The following is a 16,690-nucleotide window of genomic DNA, read 5'->3' on the forward strand; positions in this document are numbered from 1 at the left end:
AAATTACGCTCCTACTATCATTATCGCTAAGCCACCACAGACGCTTCCTAACAGAGCACCAATCATCACGTCGGTCACAAAATGTACCCCCAGAAGAATACGTGACATACCAATCAGGCTGGCCCAAATGAACGCGGCAGAACCCATACCTGGATAGTAGTGATCAATCAGAGTTGCCATCACAAAACCTGCAGCAGTGTGTCCTGAAGGTAAGCTGTAGCGATCAGAAGGGGTAATGAAAGCAGGCAGTAACGCGTTCAACTCTTCTGGACGGCGACGTTTAAAACTGTTTTTCAACGTCCAATAAATCGGTAACTCAATGACAAAAGCCAATAAGCCAGAGAGTAAAAAGATCGCTCCATATTGTTTATCCACGAGCCAAGCAACCAACCCAAGGGCGAGGTAGAGGTGTCCATCACCGCTGTGAGAAATTGCTTTGCTAACATTGGCAACGGGTTGATTAAAGCGATGCTGAAGACAAACACTTGATACCGCGAGATCCAGCTTCGCTATCTTAGTGAATGGATGTGCAATTGACTCAATGGTTCTCATCTGATTTATCCTTACTTACGCAGGCAATGCCCTTGTAGAAAAATTAGGCGATTTAGGTGACAGGTAAATGACGGGATGTTGGAGAATTGATGACAGCAAGATCCAGTATCAAAACACGTAGCATCTTTGACTGACTCATCCGATAAGAGTAAAAAATTCACTTTAGGGTTGACGTACTCCACTGAGTGCGGTACTAATTCTGTTAACTTAATTTCGTGGAAAGCTTAACAACTATGTCAGCTCATTTTTCTATCCTGCTTAGCCTCCTCCTGATCGTGACCAGTTCGCGCGGGTAGGCTGTGGAAGAAAAAATAACCACAACGTCTTCAAAAAACCCGCATGTCAATGCGGGTTTTTTTATATCTAAATACTGGAAGTAAACGATTAACTCACACAAAAAGTGTAGAAATCACTAAGGAAGCAAACATGAATGATCAAGTCATTATATTCGACACCACCTTGCGTGATGGCGAGCAAGCGTTGTCAGCAAGCTTGACGGTTAAGGAAAAACTGCAAATTGCCTATGCGCTGGAAAGGCTAGGCGTTGATGTCATCGAAGCAGGCTTCCCAATCTCTTCTCCTGGTGATTTCCAGTCAGTACAAACCATTGCTAAAAATATCAAAAATAGCCGTATTTGTGCGCTTTCACGTGCCGTTGCCAAAGACATCGATGCAGCAGCTGAAGCATTGAAAGTCGCGGATCAATTTCGAATCCACACGTTTTTGGCCACTTCCACTATCCACGTAGAAGATAAGCTACGCCGTAGCTATGACGACGTGCTAGAAATGGCTGTGAACGCCGTCAAACATGCGCGTAACTACACAGATGATGTTGAGTTTTCGTGTGAAGATGCAGGCCGTACTCCAATCGATAACCTATGCCGTATGGTGGAAGCCGCAATCAATGCAGGTGCCACGACAGTCAACATTCCAGACACCGTAGGTTACACCGTTCCAAGCGAGTTCGGCGGTATCATTCAAAACCTATTTAACCGTGTACCCAATATCGATAAAGCGGTCATATCAGTCCACTGCCATGATGATTTAGGCATGTCGGTTGCCAACTCCATCGCTGCAGTACAAGCAGGTGCTCGCCAAATTGAAGGAACCATCAACGGCATCGGTGAGCGTGCAGGCAACTGTTCGCTTGAAGAAATTGCGATGATCATTAAAACCCGACAAGAGCTATTGGGTGTCCACACGGGCATCAAACATGACGAAATTCACCGCACGAGTAAGTTGGTTAGCCAACTATGTAACATGCCAATTCAAAGTAATAAGGCCATTGTCGGGGCCAATGCATTCAGCCACTCTTCAGGTATTCACCAAGATGGTATGCTTAAAAATAAAAACACCTACGAAATCATGACGCCTGAGTCAATTGGTCTTAAAAATCAAGCACTAAACTTGACAAGTCGTAGTGGTCGAGCAGCGGTGAAGAGCCACATGGACAGCATGGGTTATAAAGAAGATGAGTATAACCTAGATGCACTTTATACCGATTTCTTGAAACTGGCTGACCGTAAAGGACAAGTATTCGACTACGATCTCGAAGCCTTAATGCACTTCTCGAATCTACGTGAAGAAGATGACTTCTATAAATTAAACTACTTGAGCGTACAATCTGGTAGTGTGATGGCAACCACCAGCATTAAAATACAATGTGGTGATGAGGAAATGTCTGAAGCAGCGGTGGGTAATGGCCCAGTAGATGCGCTATACCAATGCATCTACCGCGTCACAGGTTACGACATTGTGCTAGATAAGTTCGACTTAACCGCGAAAGGCGAAGGCGAAGACGGCTTAGGCCAAGCAGACATCATCGCCAATTACAAAGGACGCAAATACCATGGTACCGGTGTATCCACCGATATCGTTGAAGCTTCTGGCCAGGCGCTACTTCATGTAATCAACAGCATTCATCGCGCAGATGAAATTGAAGAGATGAAGAGAAAGAAAATCGCGGCGGTATAATTTTCCGGAGCGGCACCGCTCAGGACTGAACTAATTTGATAAAAATTAAGCTTAAATATTAGAGTATTAAAGGATTAACATGACAGACAAATCATACAAAATTGCCGTTCTACCTGGTGACGGTATTGGCCCTGAGGTGATGGCACAAGCGCACAAAGTGCTCGATGCAATCGAGAAAAAGCACAGCTTGTCATTTGAGCGCGATGAGCACGATGTCGGCGGCATTGCTATCGATAATCACGGCACGCCACTGCCAGAGAGCACAGTAAAAGCGTGTGAAGAGTCTGATGCAGTTCTGTTTGGTTCTGTTGGTGGTCCAAAATGGGAACACTTACCACCAAACGATCAGCCAGAGCGTGGCGCGTTGCTGCCACTTCGTAAGCACTTCCAACTGTTCTGTAACCTACGTCCAGCTCAAATTCATAGTGGCCTAGAAGCGTTCTCTCCATTACGTGCCGACATATCCGAGCGTGGTTTCGATATTGTAGTAGTGCGCGAGCTTACTGGCGGTATCTACTTCGGCCAACCAAAAGGTCGTGAAGGTGAAGGCGCAACTGAAAAAGCGTTCGATACCGAGGTCTACCACCGTTTTGAAATTGAGCGTATCGCTAAAATCGCCTTTGAATCTGCTCGCCTACGTCGTAAGAAAGTTTGCTCGATCGACAAGGCGAACGTACTTCAAAGCTCGATCCTATGGCGTGAAGTAGTGGAAGAAATTGCCAAAGACTACCCAGACGTTGAGCTGTCACACATGTACATCGACAACGCTACCATGCAGCTAATTAAAGACCCAGCGCAGTTTGACGTGATGCTCTGTTCAAATATTTTTGGTGACATCATTTCTGATGAGTGTGCGATGATCACAGGCTCTATGGGTATGCTGCCTTCAGCAAGCTTAAACGAAAGCAAATTTGGCCTTTACGAACCAGCCGGTGGCAGTGCGCCTGACATCGCAGGTAAAAACATCGCCAACCCAGTGGCACAGATTCTTTCAGCAGCTCTGATGCTCCGTTACAGCTTGGGTGAAGAAGCGGCAGCGCAAGATATCGAAGCTGCGGTATCTAAAGCGCTTTCTGCTGGCGAACTGACGGGCGATCTGGCCGGAGACAATCCTGCGCTAAGCACTTCAGAAATGGGCGACAAAATTGCAGAGTACATCTTGAACTCATAAACCAGAACTAGATTGATAATAATTATTCGCACCTGATGAGCCGTTCTCAGGTGCTACACACAGGATTAGTGATAATGGGCAAAACACTATACGAAAAAGTCTACGACGCGCACGTTGCCGTCGCAGCAGAAGGGGAAACCCCGATTCTTTACATCGATCGTCACTTGGTACACGAGGTTACCTCTCCACAGGCTTTTGACGGCTTGCGAGAGAAAGGCCGCCCAGTGCGACAGGTCAGCAAAACGTTCGCAACGATGGATCATAACGTTTCAACCACGACCAAAGACATTAACGCCTCAGGTGAGATGGCGCGAATCCAGATGGAAACGCTATCGAAAAACTGTGAAGAGTTTGGTGTGACGCTTTACGACCTGAATCATAAATACCAAGGCATCGTTCACGTTATGGGCCCAGAGTTAGGCATTACCCTACCTGGCATGACTATCGTGTGTGGTGATTCTCATACCGCAACCCATGGTGCATTTGGCTCGTTGGCGTTTGGTATCGGCACCTCTGAAGTTGAACACGTGTTAGCCACTCAAACGCTAAAACAAGCGCGTGCGAAAACAATGAAGATCGAAGTCAAAGGCAAAGTGGCTCCGGGTATTACCGCAAAAGACATCGTGCTTGCCATCATTGGTGAAACGACGGCCGCTGGCGGCACAGGTTATGTAGTAGAGTTCTGTGGTGAAGCCATTACCGACCTTTCTATGGAAGGCCGTATGACCGTGTGTAACATGGCCATCGAGCTAGGTGCAAAAGCGGGCCTTATTGCGCCAGATGAGACCACCTTCGAATACATTAAAGGCCGTAAATTCTCGCCGCAAGGCGCTGACTTTGACGCTGCTGTAGAGTATTGGAAAACCCTAAAAACAGACGACGACGCTGAATTTGATGCAGTGGTCACTTTGAACGCAGCAGACATCAAACCACAAGTCACGTGGGGAACAAATCCAGGTCAGGTAATCGCGGTGGATCAACCGATCCCATCTCCACAAAGCTTTGCCGATCCCGTAGAGAAATCCTCCGCGGAAAAAGCACTGGCATACATGGGCTTAGAAGCTGGTAAGTCACTCTCTGACTATCCGGTTGATAAAGTGTTTGTTGGCTCTTGCACCAACTCACGCATTGAAGACATGCGCGCCGCTGCAGCAGTAGCAAAAGGTCGTAAAGTCGCCTCACACGTTCAAGCACTTATTGTTCCTGGTTCTGAGCAAGTAAAAGCTCAGGCAGAAGCGGAAGGCTTGGATGTCATCTTCAAAGAAGCAGGGTTTGAATGGCGTCTTCCAGGCTGTTCAATGTGTCTAGCAATGAACAATGACCGTTTAGGTCCACAAGAGCGCTGCGCATCAACCTCAAACCGTAACTTTGAAGGTCGTCAAGGCCGTGACGGACGCACACACTTGGTTAGCCCTGCAATGGCCGCAGCCGCTGCGATTGCTGGTCACTTTGTTGATATTCGCGAATTCACCATTTTTGATAAACAGGACTAGGGAGAACAATCATGTCAGGTTTTAAACAACACACTGGTTTGGTTGTGCCTCTGGATGCCGCCAACGTCGATACCGATGCCATCATTCCAAAGCAGTTCCTACAAAAAGTATCTCGCTTAGGTTTTGGTAAACACCTGTTCCATGACTGGCGCTTCCTTGATGATGCTGGCGAACAGCCAAACCCTGAGTTTGTGATGAACGCACCGCGTTACCAAGGCGCTTCTATCCTACTCGCACGTGAGAACTTCGGTTGTGGCTCTTCTCGTGAACACGCACCTTGGGCACTAGCGGATTACGGCATCAAAGCCATCATCGCACCGAGCTTTGCCGATATTTTTTACGGCAACTCAATCAACAACCAAATGGTGCCGGTACGTTTGACTGAGCAAGAAGTGGATGAAATATTCCAGTTCGTTGAAGCCAACGAAGGGGCAGAAGTCGAAGTCGATTTAGAAGCCAATGTGGTTCGTGCCAACGGCAAAGAGTACAGCTTTGAAATTGATGAGTTCCGTCGTCACTGTTTGTTGAATGGTTTAGACAACATTGGGCTGACGCTTCAACATGAAGATAAAATTTCGGAATACGAAGCGAACATTCCTAGTTTTCTACGCTAAGCGCTGTTGATTCTCTAGCAATGATATAAGCACAAGGCTGACGATTGTCAGCCTTTTTCGTTTTTATGTGTAGATGAAAGAAAACAAGGACGAAACAGGTCTACACTAACAACAAATTCCACAGTAGATATCTCTATGAAACGCCTTTTATTGTTGTTATGTACCCTATTTTCTTGTGCTGTTTTTGCCGCCCCCAAGGCAGAGTTATGGCCGTATTGGAAGCAATCCGATGAAGCCAATCCAACGCACGTTTCTCATCAGGAATGGCAGCAGATACTCGATAATTATCTTGTAACTCAAGGGGAAAACACCCTATTTCGCTACCGCTCGGTGTCGACCGCAGATCAAACAAAACTTAAGCGATATATTCAACGCCTTTCTAATCTCGATCCTAGACAATACCGAAAAGCTGAGCAATACGCTTACTGGGTAAACCTGTATAACGCGCTCACCATCGATCTTATTTTGGACCATTACCCTATCCAGTCGATCACAAAATTAGGCGGACTGTTTAGTTTTGGTCCCTGGGATGATGAGGTGGTGAGTATTAATGGTAAGTCACTGACATTAAATGACATTGAACACCGAATCCTTCGTCCCATCTGGCAAGACCCTAGAACCCACTATGCCGTCAATTGTGCTAGCTTGGGCTGCCCGAATTTACAACAACAAGCGTTTACCGCCAACAACACTCAAGTTCTGTTAGACAACGCGGCAAAAGCTTTTATAAACAGTGATAAAGGCGTATCAATTCAGGGGAACAACGCACAACTCTCCTCAATTTATGATTGGTTTGCAGCAGACTTTGGGGGTGAAGCGCAAGTGTTTGACCACATTAGAAAATACGCCCCGCAGTACAACAGTTTTTCTGGTCGAGTGACCTACGACTACGATTGGAGCTTGAATCAAGCCAACTGATTTTTAACAAGATTTGTCCGCTTGAATAGTTTTAGTCCACTTGAATCGCTTTAGGTCACCAGTAACCCCAAAACCAAAGCGGGCACGAAAAAGGGCACAATGTGCCCTTTTGCTGTTCATCTTTGATAGAAAATTCGAGATTACTTAAAGCCTTTGACCTTTTTAATCAAATCATACGCATTTTGAATTTCTTGCGATTTTTCTTTAGCCATATTCATCATCTCCGGCGGCAAACCTTTCGCCATCAACTTATCTGGATGGTGTTCATTCATCAATTTGCGATGAGCGCGTTTCACGGTTTTACTGTCTGCATCGGCAGCGACACCCAAGATTTTGTATGCATCCGCCAATTGATCTGCCTGAGACGCTTGCTGCCAACCGCCACCAGAAGAGTGATGTTGGCCTTGGTGACCATGAAAGCCACCTTGGCTTTGAAAACGAAATGCCGCTTCTTGCATATGCAAACGGCGTTCGAGCTGCTCAGAGGAAAAACCTAAACCACGCGCAATCTTGTGTAACACATTGCGTTCGCTAGGATGAATTTCACCGTCAGCAAACGCCGCAGAGATTTGCAGTTCGAGGAAAAATTGCAGTAAATCATAACGTCCTGCGGTAGAAATTTTGACACGCTCGAGCACATCCTCTAATGGAAAATGGCTTTCTTTACCATCACGAAACGCATCTTGTGCCGCTCGACGGTGTTCACCGTGAAGGTTCATGCGATCCATCATCGCGGACGCTAACTGAATTTCTTCTTTGGTTACTTGCCCTTTCGATTTTGCCACATGTCCCATGACTGAGAATGCGGCTTTAAAAAACTCTTCCTGACGCTGCGCCTGACTTGGGCCAGAACCAAAACCACCGGCAGAGAATCCGGCCTGTCTTAAGCGACGGGCTTTATCAAACTGATGCCCGATAAACAAGCCAAACAGCAAACCAAGCGGCCCACCAAATAACAAACCAAAGAATGCCCCAAGAATTTTGCCAAAAATATGCATTATGTGTTCTCTATCAATGAATTTTTATCAACGACCGCGGTCTTATAGTGCTGGATGCAACGATTTCCTTTATGATAATGGAATTAGTTTTATTTCGGCTAGGCTATTCCATTAAGGTACACCAAGCCCTATAGCCATCGAGTAGCAGTGACAAAGGAAAGTTCAATTCAATGCAACGTCTCTCCCGCACATTTTTAGCGGCCTCTATTAGCACCGCCCTGTTTGTACCCACGACTCAAGCCGACGCAAATACTGGTGATAGTGTGCAGGAAATGCCCACCACAGATCAATGTTTGGTCGAAACAAGTGGCGAAGAGGACACGCTCAACACCCCTGTCGTGGTCGAAGCTGACCAACTACAAGCGATCAATGGTGACAAAGCACAATACTCAGGTAATGTAAAAATCACCCAAGGGGCTAAAAAAATCACCGCTGATAATGTCACTCTGCACCAACAAGATAATGTTGTGGTTGCAGAAGGTAACGTGACTTTCGACGATGGACAAGTTAAAGCGCGTTCTGACCGCGCGACGAATGATATCAATAAAGATACGTTTTCACTTGAGAACACTGAATACCAGTTTACTTGTCAACAAGGTCGCGGGACCGCAGCTTATATCGCACGAACCGGCCAATCAGTTTATGAATTAGAAGACGGCTCTATCACATCTTGTCCAGAAGGCGATAACTCTTGGCGCCTCGTCGCATCGGGCATCGATGTGGATCAAAATGAAGAGACCGCGACGTTACATCATCCTCGATTTGAAATTCTTGATGTTCCCGTTATTTACGTGCCCTATTTAACCATGCCGATTGGTGACACTCGTAAATCGGGTTTCTTGTTTCCTTCGGTGTCATACGGTTCAAGTGACGGCATGGAAGTTGAAATCCCATACTACTGGAACATTGCGCCTCAGTACGATCTAACCCTGACGTCTCTGTACATGCAACAGCGTGGTACAAAACTCGATGCAGATTTTCGCTACCTTACCGATGGCTGGGGAAAAGGCGGGCTCAAAGGTGAATATCTCAACCAGGATAGAAAGTATGAAGATGAGGCTCGTTGGGGCTATCAATATACGCATGAGGGCATTATCGACAAGCATTGGGTTGTCGATATCGACTACTCAAAAGTCAGTGATATTAACTACTTTATTGACTTAGACTCTGATATTGGTAACCGAGAAGACGGCCAATTAATGCAAAGTGGTAAGGTTCAGTACCGTTCTGATTTCTGGGATGCGGCATTAAGTGCACGCGACTTTCAGGTATTACTCCAAAGGGAGAACCAACCTTATCGCGTCATGCCTCAGTTGGATCTGAACTACTACGGGCCGCTTTGGGGCAATGTGTTCCAATTTGATGTAAAAAGCCAGGTCAGCCGCTTTGAAACCGATGATACCGCGCGACCAAATGCCACTCGTGTTCACATCGAACCTGGTTTCACTGTACCATTAACGACCTCTTGGGCCTCATGGACAACCGAAGCACGCGCCCTTTCCACCTATTATTCGCAAGATTTAAGCGGGTTAACCGACGTCGCATTAAAGAACCAACTTGACGAGCAAGTCTCGCGTGTTATTCCTGAGTTTCGCTCTCATGCTCAACTTTACTTAGAGCGAGACACCAGTTTGGTTGATGGTTATACACAAACACTGGAACCGCAAATCCAGTACTTGTATGTACCCAAAGAAGATCAATCCAATATCTATAACTATGACACTACGTTGCTGCAAACCGACTATTACGGTCTATTCCGCAGCCGAAAATACAGTAGTATCGATAAGGTCGCCTCAGCGAATCAATTGAGCTATGGTGCCAGCACGCGCTTTTTTGATGACGACTACAAAGAGCGCCTAAATGTCTCATTTGGTCAAATTTACTATTTTGATAAAAAGACCAAACTGAGCAACAGTACCAACCTGCCAGATGAAACCTCTAACTACTCATCGTGGGCGGTAGAAGCAGAGTTCAACTATAACGATTACCTGTTCTATCATGGTGGTGTTCAGTACGATATCGACTTGAGTGAGATGCAACTGGCCAACAGCACCATGGAGTATCGATTCAATCGAGGCTTCATTCAGGGTAACTATCGTTATGTCACCCGCGAATACATTGAAGATACCATCATTCTTGAGAATCTCGACACGATTACACGCAAAGGTATTTCTCAAGCTGGTATTGTGGGCGCGTATGAGTTCAATCCTAACTGGTCGGCAAGTGGTCAATATTACTACGACCTTAATGAAAATATGGATTTGGAATGGCTCGCCAGCCTGCGCTACCAATCTGATTGTTGGTATATTGGATTTACGTATGCAAACCAATTGGTAGGCTGGGAAAATCAAGCCATTGGTAGTGATGGTTCTTCAGCGGAATACGAGAATAACTTCGGCGTCAACTTCGGCATTCAAGGCTTTGCGACCAATAAACGCTCTGAGACGGCAGAACAAGAACTCGGCGGGTCTGATAACGCGATCAAGTATGGTCGTCCATTCTATCTGAACAATTAATCGAATTAAGCGTCTGAGTATAGTAAGACGCTTCTTAAAAAATACTGACGGAATTTTAAATGAAAATTTGGAAATCAATCTTATTCACGACCCTACTCTCTTACGCTTGCGGAGCAGTAGCAGCACCAGTAGAGCTTGATAAGGTTGCAGTCATCGTTAATGACGGTGTCATTCTACAAAGCGATATCGATACTGCGATGAAAACACTTCAGGCCAACGCTCGTCAAAATGGTAAGAGCTTACCCCCGACGAGTGTTTTGAAAGACCAAGTGGTAGAAAAGCTGATCATTGATACCCTGCAAGGCCAAGAAGCCGATCGCATTGGTGTGCGTGTTGATGACAGTCGCTTAAATCAAGCGATCGCAGAAATTGCACGCAACAACAACCAGAGCGTGGAGCAACTTACCGCATCTGTACAAAGCGAAGGGATCAGCTACTCAGAATTTCGAGAGCAAATTCGTAAAGAAATCGCCGCTTCAGAAGCACGCAATGCGTTAGTGCGTCGACGCATTAACATTTTACCAGCAGAAGTGGATAACCTAGCTGAGCAACTCTCGAAGCAAACCAACGCCTCAGTACAGTACAAAATCAGTCACATTCAATTACGTTTCTCTGATGATAAAGATAAGTCTGCGGTCGAAGCAGAAGCAAACGAGCTAGCTCAAAAACTGGCTCAGGGTGCAGACTTTACCGAAATGGCTTACACCTATTCAAAAGGTCCAAAAGCGTTACAAGGTGGTGATTGGGGCTGGATGCGCAAAGAAGAAATGCCAACCATTTTTGCTGACCAAATCAAAATGCAAAACAAAGGAACAATCATTGGCCCATTTCGCAGCGGTGTGGGCTTCCACATCTTAAAAATTGATGATGTGAAAGGTCTAGAAACCGTTGCTGTGACCGAAGTGAATGCCCGTCACATTCTGATCAAACCGACCGTCATCTTGAGCGATGAAGGGGCTAAAAAGCAGTTAAATGAGTTCGTTCGTCGCATCAAGTCAGGCGAAGCTACGTTTGCTCAACTCGCCTCTCAATACAGCCAAGATCCTGGCTCTGCGGCGCAAAATGGTGAGTTAGGTTACCAAACTCCAGATCTTTACGTGCCAGAGTTCAAACACCAAGTAGAGACATTGCCAGTCGGCTCAATCAGTGAACCATTTAAAACCGTTCACGGTTGGCATATTGTTGAAGTACTAGACCGCCGTAAAGTCGACCGTACTGACTCAGCAATGAAAAATAAAGCTTACCAAATGCTGTTTAGCCGTAAGTTTAATGAAGAAGCAGGTGCATGGATGCAAGAGCTACGTGCCAGCGCGTTTGTTGAAATTGTGGGTGATAACAATGGCAACTAATTCGATTCGTAGAATTGTCGTTACCTCAGGAGAACCTGCGGGCATCGGCCCTGATTTAGTGCTGGCTCTTTCTAAGGAAGACTGGGCGCACCAAATCGTGGTCTGTGCAGACAAAAATATGTTGATGGAACGGGCTGAATCACTTGGCATCGACGTTCAACTCGCTGATTACAATGCAGAAGAAGCGCCGACCGCTCAAAAAGCCGGCACCCTTATCGTTGACCACGTCGATATCGCGGAAAAAGTTGTCGCTGGACAACTCAATGAAGCCAACGGGCACTACGTGCTAAAAACGTTAGAAAGAGCCGCTTTGGGCTGTATGAATGATGAATTTGATGCTATTGTCACCGGCCCTGTACATAAGGGGGTGATCAATAGAGCAGGCGTTGCTTTCAGTGGGCATACAGAATTCTTTGCTGAAAAATCTAACACGCCGCTCGTAGTAATGATGCTCGCGACTGAAGGGCTGCGAGTCGCTCTGGTGACGACGCACATTCCATTGGCTTATGTGTCAAAAGCGATCACAGAAGAACGATTGGAAAAAATCATCGATATTCTTCATCATGACTTAGTAGAAAAATTTGCTATCAAACAACCAAATATCTACGTATGCGGATTAAATCCGCACGCTGGTGAAGATGGCTGCTTAGGGCATGAAGAAATCGAGACCATCACTCCGACTCTAGAAAAGATTCGACGCGAAAAAGGTATCAACCTGATCGGCCCATTGCCGGCAGATACCATTTTCAACGAAAAATATTTAAACGATGCTGATGCTGTTTTAGGCATGTACCACGATCAAGTGTTGCCAGTATTAAAATACAAAGGCTTTGGCCGTTCGGTAAACATTACGCTTGGTCTACCTTTTATTAGAACATCGGTTGATCATGGTACGGCACTCGATCTGGCAGGGACAGGTCAAGCGGATACAGGGAGTTTCCGAACAGCGCTCAAGCATGCGATAGATTTAGTAGAGAAAAAACAATGAGAAATGATGTCCATTTAGGACACAAAGCGCGTAAACGTTTTGGTCAAAACTTCCTGAACGATCCATATATTATTGATGGTATCGTATCAGCAATTAACCCAAAATCGGGCCAAAACCTGGTTGAAATCGGTCCTGGTCTTGGTGCCATTACAGAGCCTGTTGGTCGCGAAGTAGACAAGTTCACTGTTATTGAGCTAGACCGAGACTTGGCAGAACGTTTACGTAACCATCCTGAACTGGCAGATAAGCTGACCATTCATGAAGGTGACGCGATGCGCTTTGACTTCACACAACTTGTGAAGCCAAACAATAAGTTACGTATTTTTGGTAACTTACCGTACAACATCTCAACACCATTGATGTTCCACCTTTTTGAGTTTCATAAAGACATACAAGACATGCACTTTATGCTGCAAAAAGAAGTGGTAAACCGTCTTGCAGCAGGCCCAGGCAGTAAAGCATATGGCCGCCTGACAGTGATGGCTCAGTACTATTGTAAAGTGGTACCAGTACTGGAAGTGCCACCAACAGCATTTGTACCGCCACCAAAAGTGGATTCAGCCGTTGTACGTCTAATCCCTTACGAAGAGCTACCATGTCCAGCCAAAGATCTACGTTTGTTAGATCGTGTCGTTCGCGAAGGCTTTAATCAGCGTCGTAAGACTGTTCGTAACTGTTACAAATCGCTGTTAAGTACTGAAGTGCTAGAAGAGCTAGGCGTAAACCCGGGCATGCGTCCAGAAAACCTGACGCTAGAACAATTTGTTGCAATGGCTAACTGGTTAGCCGATAACCCACAGCGTTAAACTCGAACAACAATATGCCAAATCCAGTGGGCTTGGCATATTGCATTACTCAGTAATTCAGGGAGTGCACATGGACGTCATTCAACCTTGTATCAAAATTCAAGTTCACACCAAATACATCGCAGAACAATCGAACCCAGAACTGCATCGCTACGTTTTTGCCTACATCATTACAATCAAAAATCTCAGTCAGCAAACCGTACAACTGATCAGTCGCCGCTGGTTGATTACTGACTCTAACGGTAAGCAAATGACGGTTGAAGGTGATGGTGTCGTTGGTCAACAGCCCTTTATCCCAAGTAATGACGAATACACTTACAGCAGTGGAACGGCGTTAGAGACACCCGTTGGCGTCATGCAAGGCCACTACAAATTACTCGATGAAAACGGGCAAGAGTTCACGACAGAGATTGAACCTTTCCGTCTTGCGGTTCCAAATGTATTAAATTAACTGGAGATCAAGTGGCAACCTATATCGTTGGTGACATTCAAGGCTGTTTCGATGAATTGCAGCGACTCTTAGAACAAGTATCTTTCTCTCCTGAACATGATCAACTTTGGTTGGCTGGTGATCTCGTTGCCAGAGGACCAAAATCATTAGAAACGTTACGTTTTGTCAAATCGTTAGGCAACAGCGCCAAAGTCGTGCTGGGTAACCATGACCTGCACTTACTTGCGGTGGCGCACGGCATTAAAAAGCTTAAAGATAAGGACAAAACTGCCGCGATTTTCTCTGCGCCCGATCGAGATGAGTTGTTAAATTGGCTAAGTCAACAACCACTCCTTGCAGAACATGACGAGTTTGTTATGTGTCATGCAGGCGTATCGCCACAATGGGACTTAGCCACAGCACGCCAATGTGCCCGTGAAGTTGAGAGCCTGTTAGAAAGCGATGATTTGCCTTGGCTACTGCACAATATGTACAGCAATACTCCGGATTACTGGGATGACTCATTGCAAGGGTTAGATCGCTACCGCTACATCATTAATGCGTTTACACGCATGCGTTTTTGCTTTAGCGATGGCCGCTTAGACATGGATTGCAAACTGCCTCCTAGCCAACTGTCTGGTAATGAATTACTGCCTTGGTTCGATTTACCGCAGAGAGTCGCTCTGGGTAAAACCGTATTATTTGGGCACTGGGCAGCTCTGCAAGGTTACTCCGGCGAACAAGTAATTGGGTTGGATACTGGCTGTGTCTGGGGAGGAAGCCTGACGATGATTCGCTGGGAAGATAAGCAAGTGTTCAGTCAAGAGGCGTTAAATTAAGCCCTCAGATTCCAAATACCTGATAAACAAAAAGCACCGCATGTCGCGGTGCTTTTCTGTTCTATCGCTTCCGACTGTTAACTATTGCTTTTCCAATACCGTAAAAAGCATGTTGTAAGCGTTCTTTTCGTCTGCTTTATATGCTTCCGAATACGTCTCTTTAAACTCGTCTCCCCAATCAGGGAACTGAGTATCGCCGTCTATATGCGCCTCGATATGCGTCACATACAATTTTTTCGCCATTGGTAAGCACGCCGCGTAAATCGCGCCACCGCCAATGATCATTACTTCTTCCACATCCCCTGCGGCTTTGAATGCTTGGTCAATAGACGTCACGGTTGTCACGCCTTCAATGGTCAGTGATTCATCTCGACTGATCACGATATTTAAACGACCAGGCAATGGGCGCCCAATCGACTCATAAGTTTTGCGTCCCATGACAACGGGCTTGCCCATGGTGCATCGCTTAAACCAAGCAAAATCTGCAGGAAGATGCCAAGGCATTTGATTGTCTTTACCAATGACACGGTTATCCGCCATTGCGGCAATCATACTAATGATCATATTCTTTCCCTATACTATCGGTTTCCGGCGATAGAATAACAGCCCCGGGACAGCAAGACCAACGGCTAATCCTGCAATAATGAACATGGCTTTAAGGAAATTTTCCATACAGGTGGCTATCAACTCTGGCGAATAGCCCAGGTGATTAATTTCTACCATCGCGATCATGCTTTATAAGCAAAGACGCCAGGCACCATTGGAATTAAGGCAGCAACGGTAAACACCTTGGGATGAGCTAAGAAGCGATGCGACCAATGCACGCCAATCATCCAACCAAGGTCGCGGCAAAGAACGTCGCCCACTCTATCGGCACACCAAACTGCATCATCAAGTAGCGACTACCATGACCTATTGCCCCGCCAACCGCGCAATAAACTAACGCTCTCTGCGGTACGTTAAACACCAACGCAAAGCCAACAGCAGGAATGGAGGCAAAAAACATGTCATTCAGTAGCCCCACAGCTAAATCAAAAATACTCATTGCACTGCCCATCCCCAAATCCCAGTGACACTCATTGCAGCGACGATGCCTAGGCACGTCGCCAGAGTCAGTAAACTTGCCATAACAAAACGAGCAATGCCCATATTAATATGGCCTTTTAACATATCAGCGACAGAGTTGATCAAGGGGAAGCCGGGTACAAGCATCAACACAGAGGATGCCATCGCAACGGTTGGAAGATTGCCAATGTCAAAGATGACTGCTTGTGCGGAGATCAATGTGGTCACAAAGGCAGTCGAAGCAAAGTTGAGAAGCGGATTAAAATGTCGGTGCCCTATTTCCTGACGCACTATCATGCCACAAGCCGATGCCAGAAATGTCATCATAAAAACACTCCAGTCTCCGCCAGCTAAGTGACTGAATGAGGCACACGACAAACCAATCATAACCACTACAAGCCAGCGGTTGTAGCGTTCTGGACTGATCGAGTTGAGCTTTTTCTGCGCCATGTTCGCATCTAATAATCCGCGTTCCATCATAATGCAAATACGTTGGATTTGGGTCACCGCACGCATGTTAATGCCGCGATCAGCGCAGCTACGAGTAGTGGTAATACAGTGTCCGTCCATCACGGTTGTGACAACCAGTGCATTAGCAGATAAGGCGACTGCCACTTCACTCATGCCACATGCATGACCAATACGGCGCATAATGTCGCTCACAAGCGTGCTTTCTGCGCCATGAGCCAATAACATTTGTCCAGCATGAGCAACAAGGCGAGAAATCGCCCTTTGATCCAATACGTTACTATCGACAGGCGATATCGTTTCCAGAGCCATAGATACGTCTAATTCCTTTTAGGGTCTATATTGATGTGATACCCGATTAATTGATAGAGGCATGAGGTGAGAATGGCTAAATCTCCAAAACCAGATCGTCAACTCAATCGTTAAGCCAAGTATTCAAAGAAGTCACTCTCTACTCAAGCATCTTGAGATGTATGATTGTGCCGTAAATTTCATCGTCTAAATATGAC

Annotated in this window: 15 protein-coding genes and 1 pseudogene; 11 read left to right on the top strand and 5 right to left on the bottom strand. The window is 46.0% G+C overall.

Annotated elements, in window-relative coordinates; translation table 11 throughout:
- Positions 1 to 3: 3 nt before the first annotated feature.
- Positions 4 to 552 (bottom strand): phosphatase PAP2 family protein, encoded by a 549-nt coding sequence (locus tag SU60_RS18000; protein ID WP_041156745.1) that lies wholly within the window; start codon positions 550 to 552, stop codon positions 4 to 6.
- Between the two features lie 426 nt (positions 553 to 978).
- On the opposite strand from SU60_RS18000, the gene leuA reads away from it, so the two are divergent.
- The 5 genes from leuA (at position 979) to SU60_RS18025 (ending at position 6,722) form a co-directional block, all read left to right on the top strand.
- Positions 979 to 2,526 carry a 2-isopropylmalate synthase gene (leuA, locus tag SU60_RS18005; protein WP_041156746.1) on the top strand — a complete coding sequence of 516 codons (1,548 nt, stop codon included), beginning with the start codon at positions 979 to 981 and terminating at the stop codon, positions 2,524 to 2,526.
- A 79-nt stretch (positions 2,527 to 2,605) separates the two neighbouring features.
- Positions 2,606 to 3,697: a 3-isopropylmalate dehydrogenase gene (leuB, locus tag SU60_RS18010; protein ID WP_041156747.1), complete on the top strand. Its 1,092-nt coding sequence runs from the start codon at positions 2,606 to 2,608 to the stop codon at positions 3,695 to 3,697.
- A 74-nt stretch (positions 3,698 to 3,771) separates the two neighbouring features.
- Positions 3,772 to 5,190: a 3-isopropylmalate dehydratase large subunit gene (gene leuC / locus SU60_RS18015; RefSeq protein ID WP_041156748.1), complete on the top strand. Its 1,419-nt coding sequence runs from the start codon at positions 3,772 to 3,774 to the stop codon at positions 5,188 to 5,190.
- Positions 5,191 to 5,201: 11 nt separating this feature from the next.
- Complete coding sequence (gene leuD, locus SU60_RS18020) at positions 5,202 to 5,804, top strand: 3-isopropylmalate dehydratase small subunit (RefSeq protein WP_041156749.1); 603 nt, start codon at positions 5,202 to 5,204, stop codon at positions 5,802 to 5,804.
- 135 nt (positions 5,805 to 5,939) lie between these two features.
- Positions 5,940 to 6,722, top strand: a complete 783-nt coding sequence (locus SU60_RS18025) for a DUF547 domain-containing protein (protein ID WP_041156750.1) — start codon at positions 5,940 to 5,942, stop codon at positions 6,720 to 6,722.
- Between the two features lie 140 nt (positions 6,723 to 6,862).
- On the opposite strand, the gene djlA is transcribed toward SU60_RS18025, so the two are convergent.
- Positions 6,863 to 7,720: a co-chaperone DjlA gene (gene djlA, locus SU60_RS18030; RefSeq protein WP_041156751.1), complete on the bottom strand. Its 858-nt coding sequence runs from the start codon at positions 7,718 to 7,720 to the stop codon at positions 6,863 to 6,865.
- A gap of 170 nt (positions 7,721 to 7,890) precedes the next feature.
- Here djlA and lptD point away from each other — a divergent pair, with 170 nt between their 5' ends.
- The 6 genes from lptD (at position 7,891) to apaH (ending at position 14,648) form a co-directional block, all read left to right on the top strand.
- Complete coding sequence (gene lptD / locus SU60_RS18035) at positions 7,891 to 10,236, top strand: LPS assembly protein LptD (RefSeq protein ID WP_041156752.1); 2,346 nt, start codon at positions 7,891 to 7,893, stop codon at positions 10,234 to 10,236.
- A gap of 59 nt (positions 10,237 to 10,295) precedes the next feature.
- Positions 10,296 to 11,585: a peptidylprolyl isomerase SurA gene (gene surA / locus SU60_RS18040; protein ID WP_041156753.1), complete on the top strand. Its 1,290-nt coding sequence runs from the start codon at positions 10,296 to 10,298 to the stop codon at positions 11,583 to 11,585.
- Positions 11,575 to 12,573, top strand: coding sequence for a 4-hydroxythreonine-4-phosphate dehydrogenase PdxA (gene pdxA / locus SU60_RS18045; protein WP_041156754.1), 999 nt, complete (start codon positions 11,575 to 11,577; stop codon positions 12,571 to 12,573). The genes surA and pdxA overlap by 11 nt, the downstream gene beginning before the upstream one ends.
- Positions 12,570 to 13,379, top strand: a complete 810-nt coding sequence (gene rsmA, locus SU60_RS18050) for a 16S rRNA (adenine(1518)-N(6)/adenine(1519)-N(6))-dimethyltransferase RsmA (RefSeq protein ID WP_041156755.1) — start codon at positions 12,570 to 12,572, stop codon at positions 13,377 to 13,379. The genes pdxA and rsmA overlap by 4 nt, the downstream gene beginning before the upstream one ends.
- A 70-nt stretch (positions 13,380 to 13,449) precedes the next feature.
- Positions 13,450 to 13,830 (top strand): Co2+/Mg2+ efflux protein ApaG, encoded by a 381-nt coding sequence (gene apaG, locus SU60_RS18055; RefSeq protein WP_041156756.1) that lies wholly within the window; start codon positions 13,450 to 13,452, stop codon positions 13,828 to 13,830.
- Between the two features lie 11 nt (positions 13,831 to 13,841).
- Positions 13,842 to 14,648 (top strand): bis(5'-nucleosyl)-tetraphosphatase (symmetrical) ApaH, encoded by an 807-nt coding sequence (gene apaH / locus SU60_RS18060; RefSeq protein ID WP_041156757.1) that lies wholly within the window; start codon positions 13,842 to 13,844, stop codon positions 14,646 to 14,648.
- Between the two features lie 81 nt (positions 14,649 to 14,729).
- On the opposite strand, the gene folA is transcribed toward apaH, so the two are convergent.
- The 3 genes and pseudogenes from folA to SU60_RS18075 all read right to left on the bottom strand — a co-directional run bounded on the left by folA (position 14,730) and on the right by SU60_RS18075 (position 16,493).
- Entirely contained in the window at positions 14,730 to 15,212 is a 483-nt protein-coding gene (gene folA / locus SU60_RS18065; RefSeq protein ID WP_041156758.1) for a type 3 dihydrofolate reductase, read from the bottom strand.
- A 9-nt stretch (positions 15,213 to 15,221) separates the two neighbouring features.
- A pseudogene (locus tag SU60_RS18070) lies at positions 15,222 to 15,693 on the bottom strand (threonine/serine exporter family protein).
- Positions 15,690 to 16,493, bottom strand: a complete 804-nt coding sequence (locus SU60_RS18075) for a threonine/serine exporter family protein (RefSeq protein WP_052481561.1) — start codon at positions 16,491 to 16,493, stop codon at positions 15,690 to 15,692. Before SU60_RS18075 ends, SU60_RS18070 begins: the two are co-directional and overlap by 4 nt.
- Positions 16,494 to 16,690 lie beyond the last annotated feature (197 nt).

It is taken from the genome of Vibrio mytili (assembly GCF_000830505.1).
GTDB lineage: Bacteria > Pseudomonadota > Gammaproteobacteria > Enterobacterales > Vibrionaceae > Vibrio > Vibrio mytili.

Coding starts and splice junctions, on each gene's coding strand:
- SU60_RS18000 (WP_041156745.1), bottom strand. CDS start 552: ATGAGAACCATTGAGTCAATTGCACATCCATTCACTAAGATAGCGAAG.
- leuA (WP_041156746.1), top strand. CDS start 979: ATGAATGATCAAGTCATTATATTCGACACCACCTTGCGTGATGGCGAG.
- leuB (WP_041156747.1), top strand. CDS start 2,606: ATGACAGACAAATCATACAAAATTGCCGTTCTACCTGGTGACGGTATT.
- leuC (WP_041156748.1), top strand. CDS start 3,772: ATGGGCAAAACACTATACGAAAAAGTCTACGACGCGCACGTTGCCGTC.
- leuD (WP_041156749.1), top strand. CDS start 5,202: ATGTCAGGTTTTAAACAACACACTGGTTTGGTTGTGCCTCTGGATGCC.
- SU60_RS18025 (WP_041156750.1), top strand. CDS start 5,940: ATGAAACGCCTTTTATTGTTGTTATGTACCCTATTTTCTTGTGCTGTT.
- djlA (WP_041156751.1), bottom strand. CDS start 7,720: ATGCATATTTTTGGCAAAATTCTTGGGGCATTCTTTGGTTTGTTATTT.
- lptD (WP_041156752.1), top strand. CDS start 7,891: ATGCAACGTCTCTCCCGCACATTTTTAGCGGCCTCTATTAGCACCGCC.
- surA (WP_041156753.1), top strand. CDS start 10,296: ATGAAAATTTGGAAATCAATCTTATTCACGACCCTACTCTCTTACGCT.
- pdxA (WP_041156754.1), top strand. CDS start 11,575: ATGGCAACTAATTCGATTCGTAGAATTGTCGTTACCTCAGGAGAACCT.
- rsmA (WP_041156755.1), top strand. CDS start 12,570: ATGAGAAATGATGTCCATTTAGGACACAAAGCGCGTAAACGTTTTGGT.
- apaG (WP_041156756.1), top strand. CDS start 13,450: ATGGACGTCATTCAACCTTGTATCAAAATTCAAGTTCACACCAAATAC.
- folA (WP_041156758.1), bottom strand. CDS start 15,212: ATGATCATTAGTATGATTGCCGCAATGGCGGATAACCGTGTCATTGGT.
- SU60_RS18075 (WP_052481561.1), bottom strand. CDS start 16,493: ATGGCTCTGGAAACGATATCGCCTGTCGATAGTAACGTATTGGATCAA.